Origin of the sequence: Streptomyces paludis (assembly GCF_003344965.1) — a bacterium.
GTDB classification, from domain to species: Bacteria; Actinomycetota; Actinomycetes; order Streptomycetales; family Streptomycetaceae; genus Streptomyces; species Streptomyces paludis.
The window spans coordinates 6,527,796-6,543,494 of record NZ_CP031194.1 but is presented as its reverse complement, the minus strand read 5'-3'; the positions used below and the strand labels follow the sequence as shown (position 1 = coordinate 6,543,494).

17 protein-coding genes and 1 pseudogene are annotated in these 15,699 nt (G+C 72.3%); 7 read left to right on the top strand and 11 right to left on the bottom strand.

Translation table 11 applies throughout. From position 1 onward, the window contains the following. Positions 1-9 precede the first annotated feature (9 nt). Positions 10-873, bottom strand: coding sequence for a GntR family transcriptional regulator (locus tag DVK44_RS28945; protein ID WP_114663554.1), 864 nt, complete (start codon positions 871-873; stop codon positions 10-12). A 152-nt stretch (positions 874-1,025) separates the two neighbouring features. Between DVK44_RS28945 and DVK44_RS28940 the strand changes: the two genes are divergently transcribed. Next, a complete protein-coding gene (locus DVK44_RS28940; protein WP_114663552.1) occupies positions 1,026-1,874 on the top strand; it encodes a (2Fe-2S)-binding protein in 849 nt (282 codons plus the stop codon). 210 nt (positions 1,875-2,084) lie between these two features. Next, positions 2,085-3,137 (top strand): DUF2637 domain-containing protein, encoded by a 1,053-nt coding sequence (locus DVK44_RS28935; RefSeq protein ID WP_114663550.1) that lies wholly within the window; start codon positions 2,085-2,087, stop codon positions 3,135-3,137. Between the two features lie 181 nt (positions 3,138-3,318). Here DVK44_RS28935 and DVK44_RS28930 read toward each other — a convergent pair whose 3' ends face one another. The 3 genes from DVK44_RS28930 to DVK44_RS28915 all read right to left on the bottom strand — a co-directional run bounded on the left by DVK44_RS28930 (position 3,319) and on the right by DVK44_RS28915 (position 7,024). Continuing rightward, positions 3,319-3,702 carry an ATP-binding protein gene (locus DVK44_RS28930; protein WP_114665509.1) on the bottom strand — a complete coding sequence of 128 codons (384 nt, stop codon included), beginning with the start codon at positions 3,700-3,702 and terminating at the stop codon, positions 3,319-3,321. Between the two features lie 173 nt (positions 3,703-3,875). Further along, positions 3,876-5,618: a pyruvate dehydrogenase gene (locus DVK44_RS28925; RefSeq protein WP_114663548.1), complete on the bottom strand. Its 1,743-nt coding sequence runs from the start codon at positions 5,616-5,618 to the stop codon at positions 3,876-3,878. Between the two features lie 236 nt (positions 5,619-5,854). After that, a complete protein-coding gene (locus DVK44_RS28915) occupies positions 5,855-7,024 on the bottom strand; it encodes a protein phosphatase 2C domain-containing protein (protein ID WP_114663543.1) in 1,170 nt (389 codons plus the stop codon). Positions 7,025-7,400: 376 nt separating this feature from the next. On the opposite strand from DVK44_RS28915, the gene DVK44_RS28910 reads away from it, so the two are divergent. From DVK44_RS28910 to DVK44_RS28900, 3 genes are read left to right on the top strand one after another with little or no spacing between them, the layout of a single operon-like run. Further along, positions 7,401-8,483 carry a helix-turn-helix domain-containing protein gene (locus DVK44_RS28910; protein WP_228447690.1) on the top strand — a complete coding sequence of 361 codons (1,083 nt, stop codon included), beginning with the start codon at positions 7,401-7,403 and terminating at the stop codon, positions 8,481-8,483. A gap of 23 nt (positions 8,484-8,506) precedes the next feature. Beyond that, positions 8,507-8,995, top strand: a complete 489-nt coding sequence (locus tag DVK44_RS28905; RefSeq protein ID WP_114663539.1) for a DUF456 domain-containing protein — start codon at positions 8,507-8,509, stop codon at positions 8,993-8,995. 29 nt (positions 8,996-9,024) lie between these two features. Then, positions 9,025-9,390, top strand: coding sequence for a PPOX class F420-dependent oxidoreductase (locus DVK44_RS28900; RefSeq protein WP_114663537.1), 366 nt, complete (start codon positions 9,025-9,027; stop codon positions 9,388-9,390). A 38-nt stretch (positions 9,391-9,428) separates the two neighbouring features. Here the strand turns inward: DVK44_RS28900 and rsgA are convergent, their stop codons facing one another. From rsgA to DVK44_RS28880, 4 genes and pseudogenes are all read right to left on the bottom strand, one after another. Further along, positions 9,429-10,535, bottom strand: coding sequence for a ribosome small subunit-dependent GTPase A (gene rsgA, locus DVK44_RS28895; protein ID WP_114663535.1), 1,107 nt, complete (start codon positions 10,533-10,535; stop codon positions 9,429-9,431). A gap of 288 nt (positions 10,536-10,823) precedes the next feature. Further along, positions 10,824-11,024 (bottom strand): hypothetical protein, encoded by a 201-nt coding sequence (locus DVK44_RS28890; RefSeq protein WP_114663533.1) that lies wholly within the window; start codon positions 11,022-11,024, stop codon positions 10,824-10,826. 1 nt (position 11,025) lies between these two features. Then, positions 11,026-11,484: pseudogene (locus DVK44_RS37390) on the bottom strand (SCO2522 family protein); the annotation flags it as partial. Between the two features lie 263 nt (positions 11,485-11,747). Then, positions 11,748-12,083 carry a hypothetical protein gene (locus DVK44_RS28880; RefSeq protein ID WP_114663529.1) on the bottom strand — a complete coding sequence of 112 codons (336 nt, stop codon included), beginning with the start codon at positions 12,081-12,083 and terminating at the stop codon, positions 11,748-11,750. Between the two features lie 261 nt (positions 12,084-12,344). Here DVK44_RS28880 and sigJ point away from each other — a divergent pair, with 261 nt between their 5' ends. Next, positions 12,345-13,301, top strand: coding sequence for an RNA polymerase sigma factor SigJ (sigJ, locus tag DVK44_RS28875; protein ID WP_114663527.1), 957 nt, complete (start codon positions 12,345-12,347; stop codon positions 13,299-13,301). A 49-nt stretch (positions 13,302-13,350) separates the two neighbouring features. Here the strand turns inward: sigJ and DVK44_RS28870 are convergent, their stop codons facing one another. The 3 genes from DVK44_RS28870 to DVK44_RS28860 all read right to left on the bottom strand — a co-directional run bounded on the left by DVK44_RS28870 (position 13,351) and on the right by DVK44_RS28860 (position 14,992). Further along, positions 13,351-13,755: a GNAT family N-acetyltransferase gene (locus tag DVK44_RS28870; RefSeq protein WP_114663525.1), complete on the bottom strand. Its 405-nt coding sequence runs from the start codon at positions 13,753-13,755 to the stop codon at positions 13,351-13,353. A gap of 102 nt (positions 13,756-13,857) precedes the next feature. After that, positions 13,858-14,337 carry a PaaI family thioesterase gene (locus tag DVK44_RS28865; RefSeq protein ID WP_114663523.1) on the bottom strand — a complete coding sequence of 160 codons (480 nt, stop codon included), beginning with the start codon at positions 14,335-14,337 and terminating at the stop codon, positions 13,858-13,860. Positions 14,338-14,374: 37 nt separating this feature from the next. Further along, complete coding sequence (locus tag DVK44_RS28860; RefSeq protein ID WP_114663521.1) at positions 14,375-14,992, bottom strand: LysE family translocator; 618 nt, start codon at positions 14,990-14,992, stop codon at positions 14,375-14,377. A 128-nt stretch (positions 14,993-15,120) separates the two neighbouring features. Between DVK44_RS28860 and DVK44_RS28855 the strand changes: the two genes are divergently transcribed. Then, positions 15,121-15,573: an Lrp/AsnC family transcriptional regulator gene (locus DVK44_RS28855; RefSeq protein ID WP_114663519.1), complete on the top strand. Its 453-nt coding sequence runs from the start codon at positions 15,121-15,123 to the stop codon at positions 15,571-15,573. Positions 15,574-15,699: the final 126 nt, after the last annotated feature.

The window sequence follows — 15,699 nt, the reverse complement described above, 5'->3', positions numbered from 1 at the left end:
GAGGGCGGGTCAGCCCGCCGTACCCGTGAAGTGGTCCCGCGCCAGGGACTGGACCGCCGCCCGGTCACGCGCGATCAGCGCGTCCAGCAGCGCCGTGTGCTCCGCCGCGTCCGCCGCCAGATCGGCCCGGCGCGGCAGGAGCGCGCCCCTCAACGGCCACTGGGACCTGCGGTGCAGATCATCGGCGACCATGACCAGCTGCTGATTGCCCGCGAGCGCGAGCACCGCCCGGTGGAAAGCGCGGTCGCTCTCCGCGTACCCGGCCCGGTCCCCCACCGCGGCGGCCACCTCCGTCGCCTTCGCCAACGGCCGCAGCGCCGCCCACTGTTCGGCCGTGACCGTACGGGCGAGCCGCAGCAGCACCGGCACCTCGATCAGGGCCCGCACCTCGGCCAGCTCGGCCAGTTCACCGGCGCCGCGCTCGGTGACCCGGAAGCCCCGGTTCGGCACGACCTGGACGGCGCCCTCCAGCGCCAGCTGCTGCATCGCCTCCCGTACGGGGGTGGCCGAGACCCCGAAGCGCTCACCGAGCGCGGGGGCCGAGTAGATCTCACCGGGCACCAGCTCACCGCCGACGAGCGCGTCGCGCAGCGCGTCGAGGATCTGCCCGCGCACGGAGTGCCGGCGCACGGGGGCCGCGGGCCCCCCGAACGGACCGGCCCCGCCCGGCACCGGGGGCGCGGCGGGCTCACTGTGCGTGTGCTCCCCGCGCGCCCGCTCCGCCGCGGGCGCGGCGCCGGGACGCTGCTCCGGCACCCGGTCGGCCGCGGGTCCGGCCCCGGCCGGGCCGGGCGCCGCCCCGTACCGTACGGCCGCGGGCGCGCCGGGGGACGGCCGCTCCGCGGCGGTGTCGCGCGCTCCGCCCTGCTCCACTCGGGTCCTCCTCCGCCGTCAGGCCGGTGCCGCGCCGGTCGTGCCCGCTCCCTCCCGTGCACGATAGGCCGACCGGGCCGCAGTTCAAACCTCGATCACATCCGGTAAGGTAAGGCTTACCTGCAAACGATCCCGATTCGGTGGTCCCCTGCATGACCGTCCCCACTGTGCTGACCGGCCTCCGGACCTCTCCGGTGTCGGACGCGTACGCCCGGCTGACCGAGGTGTTCCCGTCACTGAGCGTCGATGTGCTCACCGACGGCGAGCGCGCGCCCTTCGGCGGCGGCTGGGTCGGCGCCGCCGATCTCGCGGCCGGGGGCCCCGCCCTCGACGCGTTCCTCGGCTGGGACGAGGAGCAGGTGCTCCGGGACTACGGGCAGCAGGGCCGCCCCGATGTGATCGCCAGCTTCGCGCTGCACCGCTACGCCTGGCCGGCCTGTCTGCTGATCACCATGCCGTGGTTCCTGCTCCGCCGGGTGCCGCGGATGCCGGTCGAGGGGGTCTCGTTCCAGCGCGCGCTGGGCCGGATGGCCGTACGGCCGGGCACGTTCGCCTGTCTGCCGGACGACCCCGCGGCGGCGCTGCCGGGGGCCCGGGTCGTGGCGGACGAGGAGGCCCTGCGGGCCGAGGTGCGTACGGCCGTGGCCGAACACCTCGAACCGATCCTGGACGGATTCGCCCCGCGCATGCGGCGCGGCCGGCGGGCGCTGTGGGGCATGGCGACCGACGAGATCGTCGAGGGGCTCTGGTACGTCGCCCATCTCCTCGGCGAGGAGCGGCGCGCGATGACGGAGCTGGAGCTGCTGCTGCCCGGCACCACCAAGCCGTATGTGGGAACGGCCGGTTTCCGTGAGCTGACGGGACCCGACGGCGAATCTTTGCCGACCCGTGACCGAGCGAGCTGCTGTCTGTTCTATACCCTGCGTCCCGAAGACACCTGCGTCACCTGTCCGCGTACCTGCGACGACGACCGGGTTCGCAAGCTCAGCACGCGCTCCTGACCCCGCGTCACCACGGATCCCACGCCACCCGCTGGGGTGATATTAATCGAACATGACAGCCACCTGCCGAACGGTAGCGCTAGCCGATCGTGCATATTTGTGTGCCGCACCGCCTCGTTGGTGTTCTCTTGTCCCGAAAGCACCTGACGGGCACCGCACTTCCGCCAAAATGGCGTCCCAAACGCCCTACTGCGATGCAAGGAACACCGCATGCGACTGACCGACATATCGCTGAACTGGCTGCTTCCCGGCGTCGTGCTGATCGTCGGAATCCTGGTGGCGGTGGCTCTGCTCGCGCGCGGCAAGCGCGCAAGTCAGAAGTCCTCGGCCGTTGAGGACTCCTGGGAACGCAGTGAGGAGCGCCGCAGACGGAAGGAAGCGATCTACGGCATCGCCTCCTACGCCCTGCTGTTCTGCTGTGCCGCCGTGGCGGCCGCGCTCTCCTTCCACGGCCTGGTCGGCTTCGGCCAGGAGAACCTCGGCCTCTCGGACGGCTGGGAGTACCTCGTCCCGTTCGGCCTCGACGGCGCGGCCATGTTCTGCTCCGTCCTCGCCGTGCGCGAGGCGAGCCACGGCGACGCGGCCCTCGGCTCGCGTCTGCTCGTGTGGACGTTCGCGGGTGCCGCCGCCTGGTTCAACTGGGTGCACGCGCCCAGGGGGCTGGGCCACGACGGCGCTCCGCACTTCTTCGCCGGCATGTCCCTCTCGGCCGCGGTGCTCTTCGACCGCGCGCTGAAGCAGACCCGGGTCGCGGCGCTGCGCGAGCAGGGGCTCGTCCCCCGCCCGCTGCCGCAGATCCGGATCGTACGGTGGCTCCGGGCTCCCCGCGAGACCTTCGCCGCCTGGTCGCTGATGCTGCTGGAGGGCGTCCGTACGCTGGACGAAGCGGTCGACGAAGTCCGCGACGACCGGCGGCAGAAGGAGCAGAACCGGCGCGCCATGCGCGAGCAGGAGAAGATGGAGCGCGCTCAGATCAAGGCGCTCAACCGGCAGCACCGGGCCTGGGGCCGTGGCGGCCGTCAGGTCGCTCTTCCTCCTGCCATGAATGGAGGTTCGGGCTCCCAGCCGGCCGTTGAGGCCGCCGCGGAGCCTGCTATACCCGAGCCGGGACAGCTGCCCCAGCGATCTCGGCTCTCCCTCCAGCCCGTCCAGGGCACTGAGACCCGCACCGTCGATCTCACCGCCGAGGACGACACGCAGGCGCTGCCGCGACTCGACTCCCTGGAGCGCAAGCTCAAGGAGATGGAGCGGCAGTTCGGCTGAGGCCGAGAACCAGCAGCACGACCAGCACGACCAGTACCAGCCCCACCAGCAGCACCAGTGACAGCAGCAGCACGAACGTGGGGAACACACAGGCCGGTGTGACGGGCGACCGTCACACCGGTTCGTTCGTCCATCACCGGGTCCATGCCCTACCCATACCCACTGACGTGCGCGTTCATCCTCACGCCGCCGCCCCGTTCAGTTCGAACCAGACCACCTTGCCGACGGGCCTGGACCGTATCCCCCAGTCGTCCGCCAGGCTCCGCACCAGCGCCAGCCCCCTGCCGTGCGTGGCGTCGTCGGGGACCGGCCTGCCGGGTAAGGGTGGCGGGGGCAGCGCCGCGACAAAGTCCCGTACCTCCACCCGCAGCCGGCTGTCCGCCACCGTCGCCGTGACCACCGCTCCGGTCTCCGTGTGGACCAGCGCGTTGGTGACCAGCTCGCTGATGAGCAGCTCGGCCACCTCCGCGGAGTCCCGCTCCCGCCAGTGCTCCAGCATCTCCCGCAGCGCGTGCCGTACTTCGGGAACGGCGGCCAGATCCGCGCCCCCGACTCTGCGCCGAATCCCGTGTGTCACTCTGTCCCCCCGGGCATTGGTGGCCGGCCGCGCCCTCGGCGCCGCCGTGTTCAAGAGATGCATTCCCCGCCCGTATGGGACCACTCATGGCGTTCGTCACCACTGTGTGAGCGGACCGTCACCGCACCGTCGCGAGCACTCCGCCGGGACCCGCCGGGGCGTCAGGGACGCGGTACGTTGCGGAGGTTGGCGCGCGCCATGCGGGCCATCCGGCCCACCCCGCCGTCCAGGACCATCTTGCTCGCGGAGAGCGCGAAGCCGGTCACCATGTCCGCGCTGATCCGGGGCGGGATCGAGAGCGCGTTCCGGTCGGTGACCACATCGACCACGGCGGGCCCCCGGTGCCGGAAGGCGTCCTTCAGCGCGCCGGCCAGCTGCCGGGGCTTCTCCACCCGGACGCCGTACGCGCCGGCCGCGCGCGCGATGGCCGCGAAGTCGGTGGGGTGGTTGTCCGTCCCGTACGCGGGCAGCCCCGCGACCATCATCTCCAGCTCGACCATGCCCAGCGAGGAGTTGTTGAAGACGATCACCTTGACCGGCAGGTCGTACTGGACGAGCGTGAGCAGATCGCCCATCAGCATGGCGAGTCCGCCGTCGCCGGAGACCGAGACGACCTGGCGGTCGCGGTCGGTGAACTGGGCGCCGATGGCCTGCGGAAGCGCGTTGGCCATCGAGCCGTGGCTGAACGAGCCGATGACCCGGCGGCGGCCGTTCGGCGTGAGGTAACGCGCCGCCCACACATTGCACATACCGGTGTCCACGGTGAAAATCGCGTCGTCGGCGGCGAGTTCGTCCAGCACGGCGGCCACGTACTCCGGGTGGATCGGCACATGCTTGTCGACCTTGCGGGTGTACGCCCTGACGACGCCCTCCAGCGCGTCGGCGTGCTTCTTGAGCATCTTGTCGAGGAAGCGCCGGTCGGTCCTGGCCCGTACCCGGGGCGTCAGACAGGTCAGCGTCTCGCGTACGTCGCCCCAGACCGCGAGGTCCAGCTTCGAGCGGCGGCCCAGGCGTTCGGGCCGGATGTCGACCTGCGCGATCCGGACGTCGTCGGGCAGGAAGGCGTTGTACGGGAAGTCGGTGCCGAGCAGGAGCAGCAGATCGCACTCGTGGGTGGCCTCGTAGGCGGCGCCGTATCCGAGCAGCCCGCTCATCCCGACGTCGTAGGGATTGTCGTACTGGATCCACTCCTTGCCGCGCAGGGCGTGGCCGATCGGGGACTTGACCCGTTCCGCGAACGCCATCACCTCGGCGTGCGCGCCGGCCGTGCCGCTGCCGCAGAAGAGCGTGATCCGGTCGGCCTCGTCGATCATGTGGGCGAGCTTCTCGATCTCCGTGTCGCCGGGGCGTACGGAGGGCCGCGAGGTGACGAGGGCGTGCTCCACCGCCTTCTCGGGCGCGGGCGCGGCGGCGATGTCCCCGGGCAGGGTGACCACGCTGACCCCGCTCTGCCCGATGGCGTGCTGGATGGCCGTCTGTACGAGCCGGGGCATCTGGCGCGGATGGGAGATCATCTCGTTGTAGTGGCTGCACTCGTCGAAGAGCCGCTCGGGATGGGTCTCCTGGAAGAAGCCGAGGCCGATCTCGCTCGACGGGATGTGCGAGGCGAGGGCGAGTACGGGCGCCATGGAGCGGTGGGCGTCGTAGAGGCCGTTGATGAGGTGGAGGTTGCCGGGGCCGCAGGAGCCCGCGCAGGCGGCCAGCCGGCCGGTGATCTGGGCCTCGGCACCGGCCGCGAAGGCCGCGGTCTCCTCGTGCTTGACATGGACCCAGTCGAGCCCGGGGGTACGGCGGACGGCGTCGACGACGGGGTTGAGGCTGTCACCGACGACCCCGTACAGCCGCCGGACGCCCGCCCGGACGAGAAGGTCGACGAACTGCTCCGCCACGTTCTGCTTGGCCATGGACCCGCGCCTTCCCTCGGTCTGGCCCCCCGGTCCATCAAGCCATGCCGGGCCGGGGCGCGCATGCGCGGTGAGAAGCTGTTGTCCAACTCCGGCTGGATCAGCTCGGGGCGTCTGGTGCGGTCGATCGCAAGGCGCCGGAGTGCCCTCATAGCGGAGCTATGCGGGTATTTCGGCAACGCCGCGAGCGGCCGTGCCAGGCGTTCCGAGCCCAGCCGGGGTTGGACAACAGCTTCTTACCCCTCCCAGACGCCGACGGCCGTACGGTCGTCGGCGTAGCCCTTCACCCGGAGGCCGGCGTCCGCGAGGAACCCGCCCAGCCCCGGCGGCTCCGGGGCGGCCCAGCGGCCCGCCAGCTCGGCGCTCAGGGCCGGCACGGCGCGCATCGGCTCCGCGAGCCCGGGGCCGCACAGAAGCAGGGTGTCGCCGGGCCGGGCCACCGAGGCGCGGAAGCGGAACGGGTCGGACTGCGGCGGCAGCGGGCCCTCGATGTACGGGACGTGGAGCCGCGCGATGTCCGGATCCACGGTCAGCCGGTCGTCCCCGGCGGGCGCGGGCGTGTCCGCCGGCTGCCGCGGCTGCCGCGGGGGCGAGCCGTAGCCGACGACCGGTCCGCCGGTGCCGGCGGACGCGGGTGCCGGAAGCAGCGGTTCCAGGTCCTGCCAGGCGCCGTCCCTGAGCCGGAAGAGGCCGCCGTCACCGATCCCGAAGAAGACCCGGGTCCGGCACTCGGGGTCGGCGGAGAGCAGCAGGCAGCGCAGGCTCGTGGTGTACTCGCCCGGCTCCAGCCCCAGCTCGGCGGCGCGGGCGCGCAGCTTGCCGAAGGTGCGGTCGGTGAGCCGGTGCAGCCCGGACTTCAGGTCGCCCCTGCGGCCGGCCCGTATGTCGTCGGAGAGCCGGCCGTGGCTGCGTCCGACGGCGGCGCCGGTCCACCGGCAGGCGTCCGCCGCCGCCCGGGCGCTCCCGGCGGCGGCCCGGGCGCCACTGGCGACGGCGACGAGGACGAGGGCGCTCGGGCCGGTCCCGAAGCGCGCGGTGAGCAGGGCGTCGCGCCGGGGGTCGCCGCGGTGGCGCGCGGAGTCGCCCCGTACGGACATCGCCCGCAGGGTGTACGCGCCGTAGGAGGCGCCGTCGAGGACCGTGTCGGGGACGATCTCGTGCACGCGGTCGGCGTCGGCGGCGGGCAGCGCGGTCGGCTCGGGGCCGTAGGTGGGCGGCCGGTCGCCGACATGGGTGCGGGGCCCGGCGTCCGGTGGCGGTTCGGCGTCCGCCGGTGGCTCGGGGTCCGGTGGCTCGGCGTCCGGTGGCTCGGCGTCCGCCGCCGGCGGTTCGGCATCCGGTAAGGACTCTTCGTACAGCCGGTTCCACCAGTCGTCGCCGGCGGGCGGCTGCCCCTGCTGGTTCATGCGCCCATTGTCGGCCGCGCGGGCGACGCGGGGACGGACATCGCGGAAAAGAGTCCGCCGGGCGACCCCACCCCCCACGGGAAGGACGCCCGGCGAACCGTCACAGGTTCAGCCGGCGCGGACACGGCGGCACAAGGCCGTATGCGTCATCGCTGCCGGGCAGAGCCTGGTCACGAATACCCGAAGGGCATATGACCACGGTCTGTCGCTGCTGTGATGGCGCCACCTTGGCAGACTGCCGGGCCCTACAGGGATGATGGGCGCGGCGGGTTTACGCCGTGGCCGGTATCCGCCACGGACCGCTGTGGAATCATCGCGTCCGGATTCGGCCGCGCAGGGCGTACAGGGAGGGGTCACCGGGGTGCAGGGGCTGGGGCTGGGAGCGATAGGTCTCGACGAGAGACAGGAGTCCACGTACCGCGCGCTGGTGGCGATCGGCGCGGCGGAGGTCGCCGATCTGGCGCACCGGCTCGCCCTCCCGGAGCCGGACACCGAACACGCGCTGCGCAAGCTGGAACGGCACGGGCTGGCCGCGCAGTCCTCGTCCCGTACCGGCCGATGGGTCGCGGCGCCGCCCGCCGTCGCCCTCGGGGCGCTGCTCACCCAGCACCGCCACGAGCTGGAGCAGGCCGAACTGGCGGCGGTGGTGCTCGCCGAGGAGTACCGGGCCGAGGCCACCGAGCCGGCCGTGCACGATCTGATCGAGGTGGTGACGGGCCCGAGCGCGGTGGCCCACCGCTTCCGCCAGCTCCAGCTGGGCGCCACCGAGGAGGTCTGCGCCCTGGTCACGGGGCAGCCGGTCGCGGTGACGGGCCTGGACAACGAGGCGGAGGAGCGGGCGGCGGCGCGCGGGGTGGCGTACCGGGTGGTGATCGAGCGCGATGTGCTCTCGCTGCCCGCCGCGCTCAGCGAGCTGTCGGCGGCCCTCGGCCGGGACGAACAGGTACGCGTCACCGAGCGGGTGCCGACGAAGCTGGTGATCGCGGACCGCTCCCTGGCGATGGTCCCGCTGACCGGTCCGGGCGCCGAGCCCGCCGCGCTGGTCGTGCACGCCAGTGGGCTGCTGGAGTCGCTCATGGGGCTCTTCGAGGCGGTCTGGCGCGAGGCGCTGCCCCTGCGGCTCCGTACGGACTGCGGCGACGGTACGGAGCGTACGGACGAGGGGGACGGCGGTGACGCCGTCGGCGGGAGCGTCGGCGGCGTCATCCGCGGTGGCGGCCTCGGCGGCGGCGTGACCGAGGGCCGGCTCCCCGGCCCCGACGCCACCGATCTGGAAATCCTCTCGCTGCTGCTCGCCGGGATGACGGACGCCCGCGTCGCCAAACAGCTGGACCTGGGGCTGCGGACCGTACAGCGCCGGGTGCGGGGGCTCATGGAGCTGAGCGGGGTGACCACCCGGCTCCAGCTGGGCTGGTACGCGTACGAGAAACAGTGGGTGGCGCGCGACCTGCGCGCCTAGGCGCGATCCTGCACAGTGGGCGCATGGACGTGTGGCAGCTCGTGCTGGTCGGCCTGGTCATGCTGCTCGGTCTGCTCGGTGTGCTGGTCCCGGGGGTGCCCGGCCAGGCGATCGTCTGGGCGGCGGTGCTCTGGTGGGCGCTGACCGACACCAGCCGGCCCGCGTGGGGCGTACTGATCGGCGCGACGGCCCTGCTGCTGCTCAACCAGGCGCTGCGCCCGCTGCTCCCCGGCCGCAGGACACGCCGGACCGGCGCCCCGCACCGGACGCTGGTGGTGGGCGGGGTGACGGCCATCGCCGGCTTCTTCGTGGTGCCGGTGGCGGGCGGGATCCTGGGGTTCGTCGGGGGAATTTACGGCGCGGAGCGGATCAGGCTGGGCAGCCACCGGGACGGCTGGGCGTCGGCCCGTACGGTGATGCGCGCGGCGGGCTGCTCGCTGCTGGTGGAGCTGTTCGCGTGCCTCCTGGTGGTGGGGGCGTGGCTGGGTACGGTGATCTGGGCGGGGTCGTAGGCCCGCGCGGACCCGTGCGAGGGTGAGGCATGACGGAATTCAGTGAGGCCGAGCGGGCGTATCTGCGGACGCAGCGGCTGGGCCGGATGGCGACCGTGGATCCGAAGGGGCAGCCGCAAGCCAACCCCGTCGGTTTCCATCCGCGGGACGACGGGACGATCCTGATCGGCGGTTACGCCCTGGGCACCACCAAGAAGTGGCGCAATCTCCGGACCAATCCACGGGTGGCGCTCGTCGTGGACGACATCGTGAGCACCGACCCGTGGAAGGTCCGCGGGGTGGACATCCGGGGCGAGGCGGAGCTGCTGACGGGCCCGCACGACCTCGGCCCGCACTTCAGCGAGGAGCTGATCCGCATTCACCCGCGCAAGATCCACAGCTGGGGCCTGGACTGACCGTACGCGCGGATGGGGAGGCCCCCGCCCGCCGCCCGCTACCGCACGCGCCCGCGCTTGGCCTCCATGGCGGCGCGCCCCTCCGCGCCCTTGCGCTTCCAGTCGCGCCGGATCTCCCCACGCAGCCGGGCGTCGGTCTTGGCGACGATGTACCGGTTCTCCCGCAGGAGCTTGCGGTAGCTGTCCAGCCGCCGTTCGGCCAGCGAGCCGTCCGCCACCGCGGCGAGCACGGCGCAGCCGGGCTCCGCACCGTGGGCGCAGTCGTGGAAGCGGCAGTGCGCGGCGAGCGCCTCGATCTCCGCGAACGCCTGCCCGACGCCGGTCTCCGCGTCCCAGAGCCCGACCCCGCGCAGCCCGGGGGTGTCGATGAGCACCCCACCGCCGGGCAGGGCGAGGAGATTGCGGGTCGTGGTGGTGTGCCGCCCCTTGCCGTCCACGTCCCGGGCGGCCTGTACGTCCATGATGTCGGCCCCGAGCAGGGCGTTGGCGAGGGACGACTTGCCCGCCCCCGACGTACCGAGCAGCACGCTCGTACCGCCGGAAAGGACCGCGGAGAGCACCTCGACGCCCTCCCCCGTCAGAGCGCTGACGGCCAGCACCTGCACCCCGGGCGCGACGGCCTTGATGTCCTCGGCGAGATGCCCGAGGACGGCGGCGTCGACCAGGTCCGCCTTGGTGAGAACGACGACCGGGAGGGCGCCGCTCTCCCAGGCCAGGGCGAGAAAGCGTTCGGTGCGGCCCAGGTCGAGTTCGACGGCGAGGGAGATCACGAGGAGGGCGTGGTCGACGTTGGCGGCGAGGATCTGGCCCTCGGAGCGCTTGGACGACGTGGAGCGTACGAAGGCGCTGCGGCGCGTGAGGAGGGCACGTACGTACCGCGGATCGCCGCCCGCCGGGTCGACGGCGACCCAGTCCCCCGTGCACACCACCTTCATCGGGTCGCGCGGCACGACGAACTCGGTGTCGGCCCGTACGGTGCCGTCCGGGGTGACGACATCGCAGAGCCCGCGGTCCACCCGGACGACACGACCGGGCACCAGCCCCTGAACACCGTGCGGAGCGAACTCGGCCTCCCAGCCCTCGTCCCAGCCATGAGCGGCGAGGGGATGCGGAGCGGAGGAAGCGCGAAGAGAAGAGAAAGACAAGGGGAAACCCTTCAAAGGGTGGCCCCGGCACAAACACACGCGCGCTCAGGCGCGGAAGTGAAACGGAAAGGTCAGCCGGAGACCACGGGGAGAAGAACGAGGAACCTCTGATGAACCTGGGCAGCGCCCAGCACAGTGACCGTCATCAATGTCCTCACCTCCGTGTCTCCACCACCAACAACGCCCCGAAAGCGGCACGTTACGCCCGCCCTCCCGGACGCCGCCCACCCTAACCACACCGCGCACCCCACCGCGAGCCATTTTCCCCGCACCCGCCGGAGCGAACGATCACGCGGCACAAGCCACTCCAGCCGTGGTGAACGGCCACAGCCGGACGCGCTCGCCCGCCCGTAAGCGCAGAAGGTCGGTGGCAGCGTGCCCGGTCAGCGCCCGGGAGTGCGGCAGCAGGCAGGTGTGCACCTCTCCGAAGACCAGGACGGGCTCCGGACTCCGCCCGTACGGCTCACCGGTGACCGCGCCCCCGGCCATCTCAGGTCCCCTCGCGGAAGACGTAGGAGATACGGCCGGGAATCTCCTCGGGTACGGAGAGGCCCTCGCCGAAGGCGCGCTCGGCGACTTGACGGAGCGCCCGCGGCTCGACGTTCACCTGGTCGAGGACGACCCGTACCGCGTGCTCGACCGGCAGGAGGCGGGACGGCAGGACGGAACAGGTGCGGTATGCGGAGAAGGGCGCGGCGGAGGGGCTGAGCCGGATCAGTGGCGGCAGTTCGTCCCAGTCGCCCGGGAAGTCCTCGCCGGCCGGCCAGGGCACGGGCTGGAGTACGGGTTCACCGGAGTGCCGCAGCAGTCCGAGCCGGGCCAGCTGCCAGACGGCGGCCAGGAACGCGCATGACCAGACGCGCCGGGCGCCCGGCGCGTCCCGGAGTCCGGCGTCCAGGAAGATCGAGTGCCGGCGGGCGGTGGTCTCGGCGGGCGGCTGCCGGCCGGCGGCGTCGGCCGCCCTTCCACGGTCCGTACGCCGGCCGGGCCCGGGAACGCCCTCAGCGTTTCCATGCCGGCGACGGGGGGCGAGTCGAGTCGAACGGTACGGAGCCGGGAATCACGGCGTCGGCGACGCGGTCGGCGGTGAGCCGGCGGAGCCCTGGCCGTATGAGCGCGTCCAAACGTACTGGGCGAGCGGCGTCAAGGACCAGGGCAAGGCGTTTCAGGGGCGGGCACCGCCGCGCGCCGCCACGCCGGGTGCGTCCGGCGTCACCACACGACGGCCACAACAGCCGCGGCCGCCGTGAACACCGCTACGCCGAAGAAGGCCCACGGCTGTTTGTTGCGCATGCCCACCAGCGCGGTGACCGCCACCAGGACGTCCAGGGCCAGCTTCACCCCTACCTTTCCGTGGGACAACGGCAGGTCCAGGGAAACGCGCGTCCACACGAGTCCCGCGCCCGTGACCAGCTGAACGACCGCGCTGCTCACCATGTAGCCGCCCGTCACCAGGTCCTTTGCGCGCAGCTGGTAGAAGATGCCGCCGAGGATCGCGGCGAAGCCGAAAAGGTGGAATACGAGGAACACGTACCGCAGGATCTCCATGCCAGTGATCTTTCTATTGAGTCAGAGCAAAGTGATGTTTTCGCACAGGGCCGGCCGTATTCCGGCGGTGGGCGCGCCTGGGCCTCCGGGAAGGCGGGGCCGCGCCGCTCCGTCGGTGCTGTCGTCTCTGTCGTCTCTGTCGGCTCTGTCGTCGCGCGTGCGGTCATGACGGGTCCCCCGTTCTGCCTCGCGGCGGTGGATCGGTAGTGTCTCGGTGGTCCGACAACGTGGGCCCTCGAAATGTGAGGTGAAGCGACGGCCATGAGCACGATCCCGTCCGAGCCAGGGCATGACCGGTCCGAGCCGGGCCTGAGTGTGCTCCTCGGCGAGCGGCGCCAGCTGACCAATCTCGCCTACCGGCTGCTCGGTTCGCTGGCCGAGGCCGAGGACGCCGTACAGGAGACGTACACCCGGTGGTACGGGATGTCGCGGCAGGAGCAGGAGGCCATCGAGTCGCCCGGCGCCTGGCTGACGACGGTGGCCGGCCGGATCTGCCTGAACATGCTGGGGTCGGCGCGGCACCGGCGCGAGCGTTACGTCGGTACGTGGATCCCCGAGCCGCTGCCCGACCGTACGGAGTGGATCGGCGGACGGGCGGGCGGCGGCAGGTCCGAGCCGGCCGACCCCGCCGACCGGATCACCCTGGACGAGTCGGTGAACATGGCCTTCCTCGTCGTCCTGGAGTCGATGACACCGGCCGAGCGCGTGGCGTTCATCCTGCACGACGTCTTCCAGTACCCCTTCGCCGAGATCGCCGGAATCGTCGGCCGGACACCGGCGGCCTGCCGGCAGCTGGCGTCGTCGGCCCGCCGGCGGGTGCGGGCCGCGCAGGCTCCGCCGGTTCCGAAGGCCGGGCAGGCCGGTCTGGTGCGGCACTTCAAGGAGGCGTGGGAGGCCAGGGACATCAAGGCCCTCGTCGCGCTCCTCGACCCCGACGCCACGATGATCGCCGACGGCGGCGGTCTGGTCGGCACGGTCCTCCGCCCGGTCGAGGGCAGCATGCCCATCGCCCAGTACCTGATCCACATCGCCGACAAGGTCCCCAACTTGACGCTCCTGGAACGCACGGTCAACGGCACACCCGGCCTGATCGCCCAGCGCGCCGGTGTCACGATGACAGTGGCGGCGTTCAGCCTCTCCGACGACCGGGTGACCCGCATCTGGGCGGTCCGCAACCCGGAGAAACTCCGCGCGTGGACCGAACACGAACCGCGGTGACGCGGGGAGAGGGGCGTACGGGGTACGGGGGTACGGGCGCCCCGCGGTGTCAGAGCGCGATCAGCCCGGCCGAGGTCTCCCGGAAGCCGCAGACCTCGACGTAGAACGAGCGCAGACGCTCCTCGAAGTCGACGTGGAGCCACGCGCACCCGGCCGCGCGGGCCCCGTCGGCCGCCGCCGCGACGAGCGCGGCGCCCACCCCGCGCGACCGGCGGTGCCGGGCGACCACGGTGTCCAGGAGGAAGGCGTGGACCCCGCCGTCCCAGGCGACGTTGACGAAGCCGACCAGCGAGCCGTCCTCGCGGGCGCAGACCCAGCCGAGGCTGTGGCGGTGCAGGCGGGTGCGCCAGTCGGTCCCGGCCGTCCGGGCCGCTGGGGAGCCGAAGCCGTCCGCGTGCAGTGCGTTGAGGGGGGCGTTGTCGATGGCGCCCCGCCACTCGTACGTGATCGTCACGCGCGGAGCCTAAGGCAGGCGTCCGCTCCCGGCGACGGGATTACAGGCCCGCGGGCGCGCGGGTTACGGGCCCGCAGGCCCACGGGTTACGGTCCTACGGGCCTACCGCTCCGGCCTGTTCACGCGGATCAGGGTCTGCTGGCCGTTGGCAACCAGGGCGCGTTCCTCGCTCTGGACGGCGAAGACCTCCAACTGGCAGACGGTCAGGGTGCGTCCGGACTTGACGACCGTGCCGACCGCCTCGATGTGGTCGCCCATCGCGGGTGCCAGCAGGTTGATCTTGTACTCGACCGTGAGCACCTCACTCGTCTCCGGGAACAGGGTCAACGCCGCGTAGCCGCCCGCGGTGTCCGCGATCGCGCTGGTGGCGCCCGCGTGGAAGTAGCCGTGCTGCTGGGTCACTTCGGGCCGGGCCGGGAGGACGATGTGCGCCCGGCCCGGTGCGATCAGGGTCAGCCGCGCGCCGAGGAGGGCCATCAGGCCCTGGCGGTCGAAGCTCGCCCGGACGCGTGCCCGTACCTCGGGGCTCGCCTGTTCCGGCTGCTGCCGCTGCTCCCGCCGCTGCTGTGCCCGCTCTGTCATGTGTCCTCTTCTCCTTCGGCCGGCCTCGTGGAGGATCTCAGCGCGCCAGGCGCTCCAGCAGCAGGAAGCCGCCGATGGCGATCATCATGGCGCCGGAGGCACGCGTGACCGCCCTCGCCGCCGACGGCCGGGTCTTCAGCACCGTACGGGCGAACACACCGACGGCGAGGTAGACGGCCGCGCAGGCGGCCATGTGGAGGGCGCCGAGCAGTCCGGTCTGCGCGGCGACGGGCCAGCCCGTTCCGGGGTCGATGAACTGCGGGAAGAGGGAGAAGTACAGCAGCAGCGCCTTGGGGTTCAGCCCGCTGATCCCGGCCCCCTTGAGCATGATCCGCGCCCGCGAGGAGGGCATCGCCTCCGTCGCCGCGCCCAGCACCGCCGGCCGCGCCAGGACGCCCCACCCCAGCCACATCAGGTACGCCGCCCCGGCAATGGTCAGCGCGGTGAGTACGGTCGCGGAGCTTGCCACGATCACCACCAGACCGGCCACGGCGAGCGCGGTGTATCCCGCGTAGCCGGCTATCAGCCCCGCGACCGCCGGGACGACCGAGCGGTCCCGGAGCCCCGCCGTGATCGCGTAGGCCCAGTCCGCGCCCGGTGTGAACACCAGCAGCAGATCCACCGCCAGAAAAGCCGCCACCGTCGACGTATCCATCGCTGTTCGTTCCCGTTCCCTCTTGCCTTTTGCGCTGATCGCCTCACTACGGAAGATTAGGGCCGTATTGCCCGAAAGTGTTGCCGTGTTTTGCCCACGCAGGCCACCCATGGGGGAGAATTCTTCGCATGGACGCCCTTGACCGGAAGATTCTTGCCGAGCTGCAACGCGACGGCCGGCTGACGGTGACCGAACTCGCCGCCCGCGTGCAGCTCAGCATTTCGCCCTGCCACCGCCGGCTGCGCGACCTCGAACGGACAGGCGCGATCCGCGGCTACCGCGCGATCGTCGACCCGGCCGCCGTCGGCCTGAACTTCGAGGCCCTCGTCTTCGCCACGCTGCGCGGGGCGGACCGTGACACCTCGGCCGCCTTCGAGGAGGCCGTGGCCGCCGTCCCGCATGTCATCCAGGCGCAGCGCCTCTTCGGCGAACCCGACTACCTGCTCCGGGTCGCCGCCGCCGACCTCGCCGCCTTCCAGCAGCTGTACGACCACCGGCTGGCCACCCTCCCGGGCGTCCAGCGGCTGACCTCCACCTTGGTCATGAAGCACGTCGTGGACGAGCGGCCCCTGCCCTCGTGAGCGCCCGCCCGGGGGTGCCCCCGCGCGGCGGAGCGCCCACGCACGCGCCGCCCGAGGGGTTGACGGCGGCCGGTTTCGCGGTCACCTTCGACAGCGGGCGCGCATTGGGAGCGCTCCCATCGGCCT

What these genes read in the sequence shown, in the direction of transcription:
- DVK44_RS28880 (WP_114663529.1), bottom strand. Translation starts at nt 12,083, where the DNA reads ATGGAGATCCTGCGGTACGTGTTCCTCGTATTCCACCTTTTCGGCTTC.
- sigJ (WP_114663527.1), top strand. Translation starts at nt 12,345, where the DNA reads ATGAGCACGATCCCGTCCGAGCCAGGGCATGACCGGTCCGAGCCGGGC.
- DVK44_RS28865 (WP_114663523.1), bottom strand. Translation starts at nt 14,337, where the DNA reads ATGACAGAGCGGGCACAGCAGCGGCGGGAGCAGCGGCAGCAGCCGGAA.
- DVK44_RS28925 (WP_114663548.1), bottom strand. Translation starts at nt 5,618, where the DNA reads ATGGCCAAGCAGAACGTGGCGGAGCAGTTCGTCGACCTTCTCGTCCGG.
- DVK44_RS28905 (WP_114663539.1), top strand. Translation starts at nt 8,507, where the DNA reads ATGGACGTGTGGCAGCTCGTGCTGGTCGGCCTGGTCATGCTGCTCGGT.
- DVK44_RS28890 (WP_114663533.1), bottom strand. Translation starts at nt 11,024, where the DNA reads ATGGCCGGGGGCGCGGTCACCGGTGAGCCGTACGGGCGGAGTCCGGAG.
- DVK44_RS28935 (WP_114663550.1), top strand. Translation starts at nt 2,085, where the DNA reads ATGCGACTGACCGACATATCGCTGAACTGGCTGCTTCCCGGCGTCGTG.
- DVK44_RS28940 (WP_114663552.1), top strand. Translation starts at nt 1,026, where the DNA reads ATGACCGTCCCCACTGTGCTGACCGGCCTCCGGACCTCTCCGGTGTCG.
- DVK44_RS28900 (WP_114663537.1), top strand. Translation starts at nt 9,025, where the DNA reads ATGACGGAATTCAGTGAGGCCGAGCGGGCGTATCTGCGGACGCAGCGG.
- DVK44_RS28855 (WP_114663519.1), top strand. Translation starts at nt 15,121, where the DNA reads ATGGACGCCCTTGACCGGAAGATTCTTGCCGAGCTGCAACGCGACGGC.
- DVK44_RS28915 (WP_114663543.1), bottom strand. Translation starts at nt 7,024, where the DNA reads ATGAACCAGCAGGGGCAGCCGCCCGCCGGCGACGACTGGTGGAACCGG.
- DVK44_RS28860 (WP_114663521.1), bottom strand. Translation starts at nt 14,992, where the DNA reads ATGGATACGTCGACGGTGGCGGCTTTTCTGGCGGTGGATCTGCTGCTG.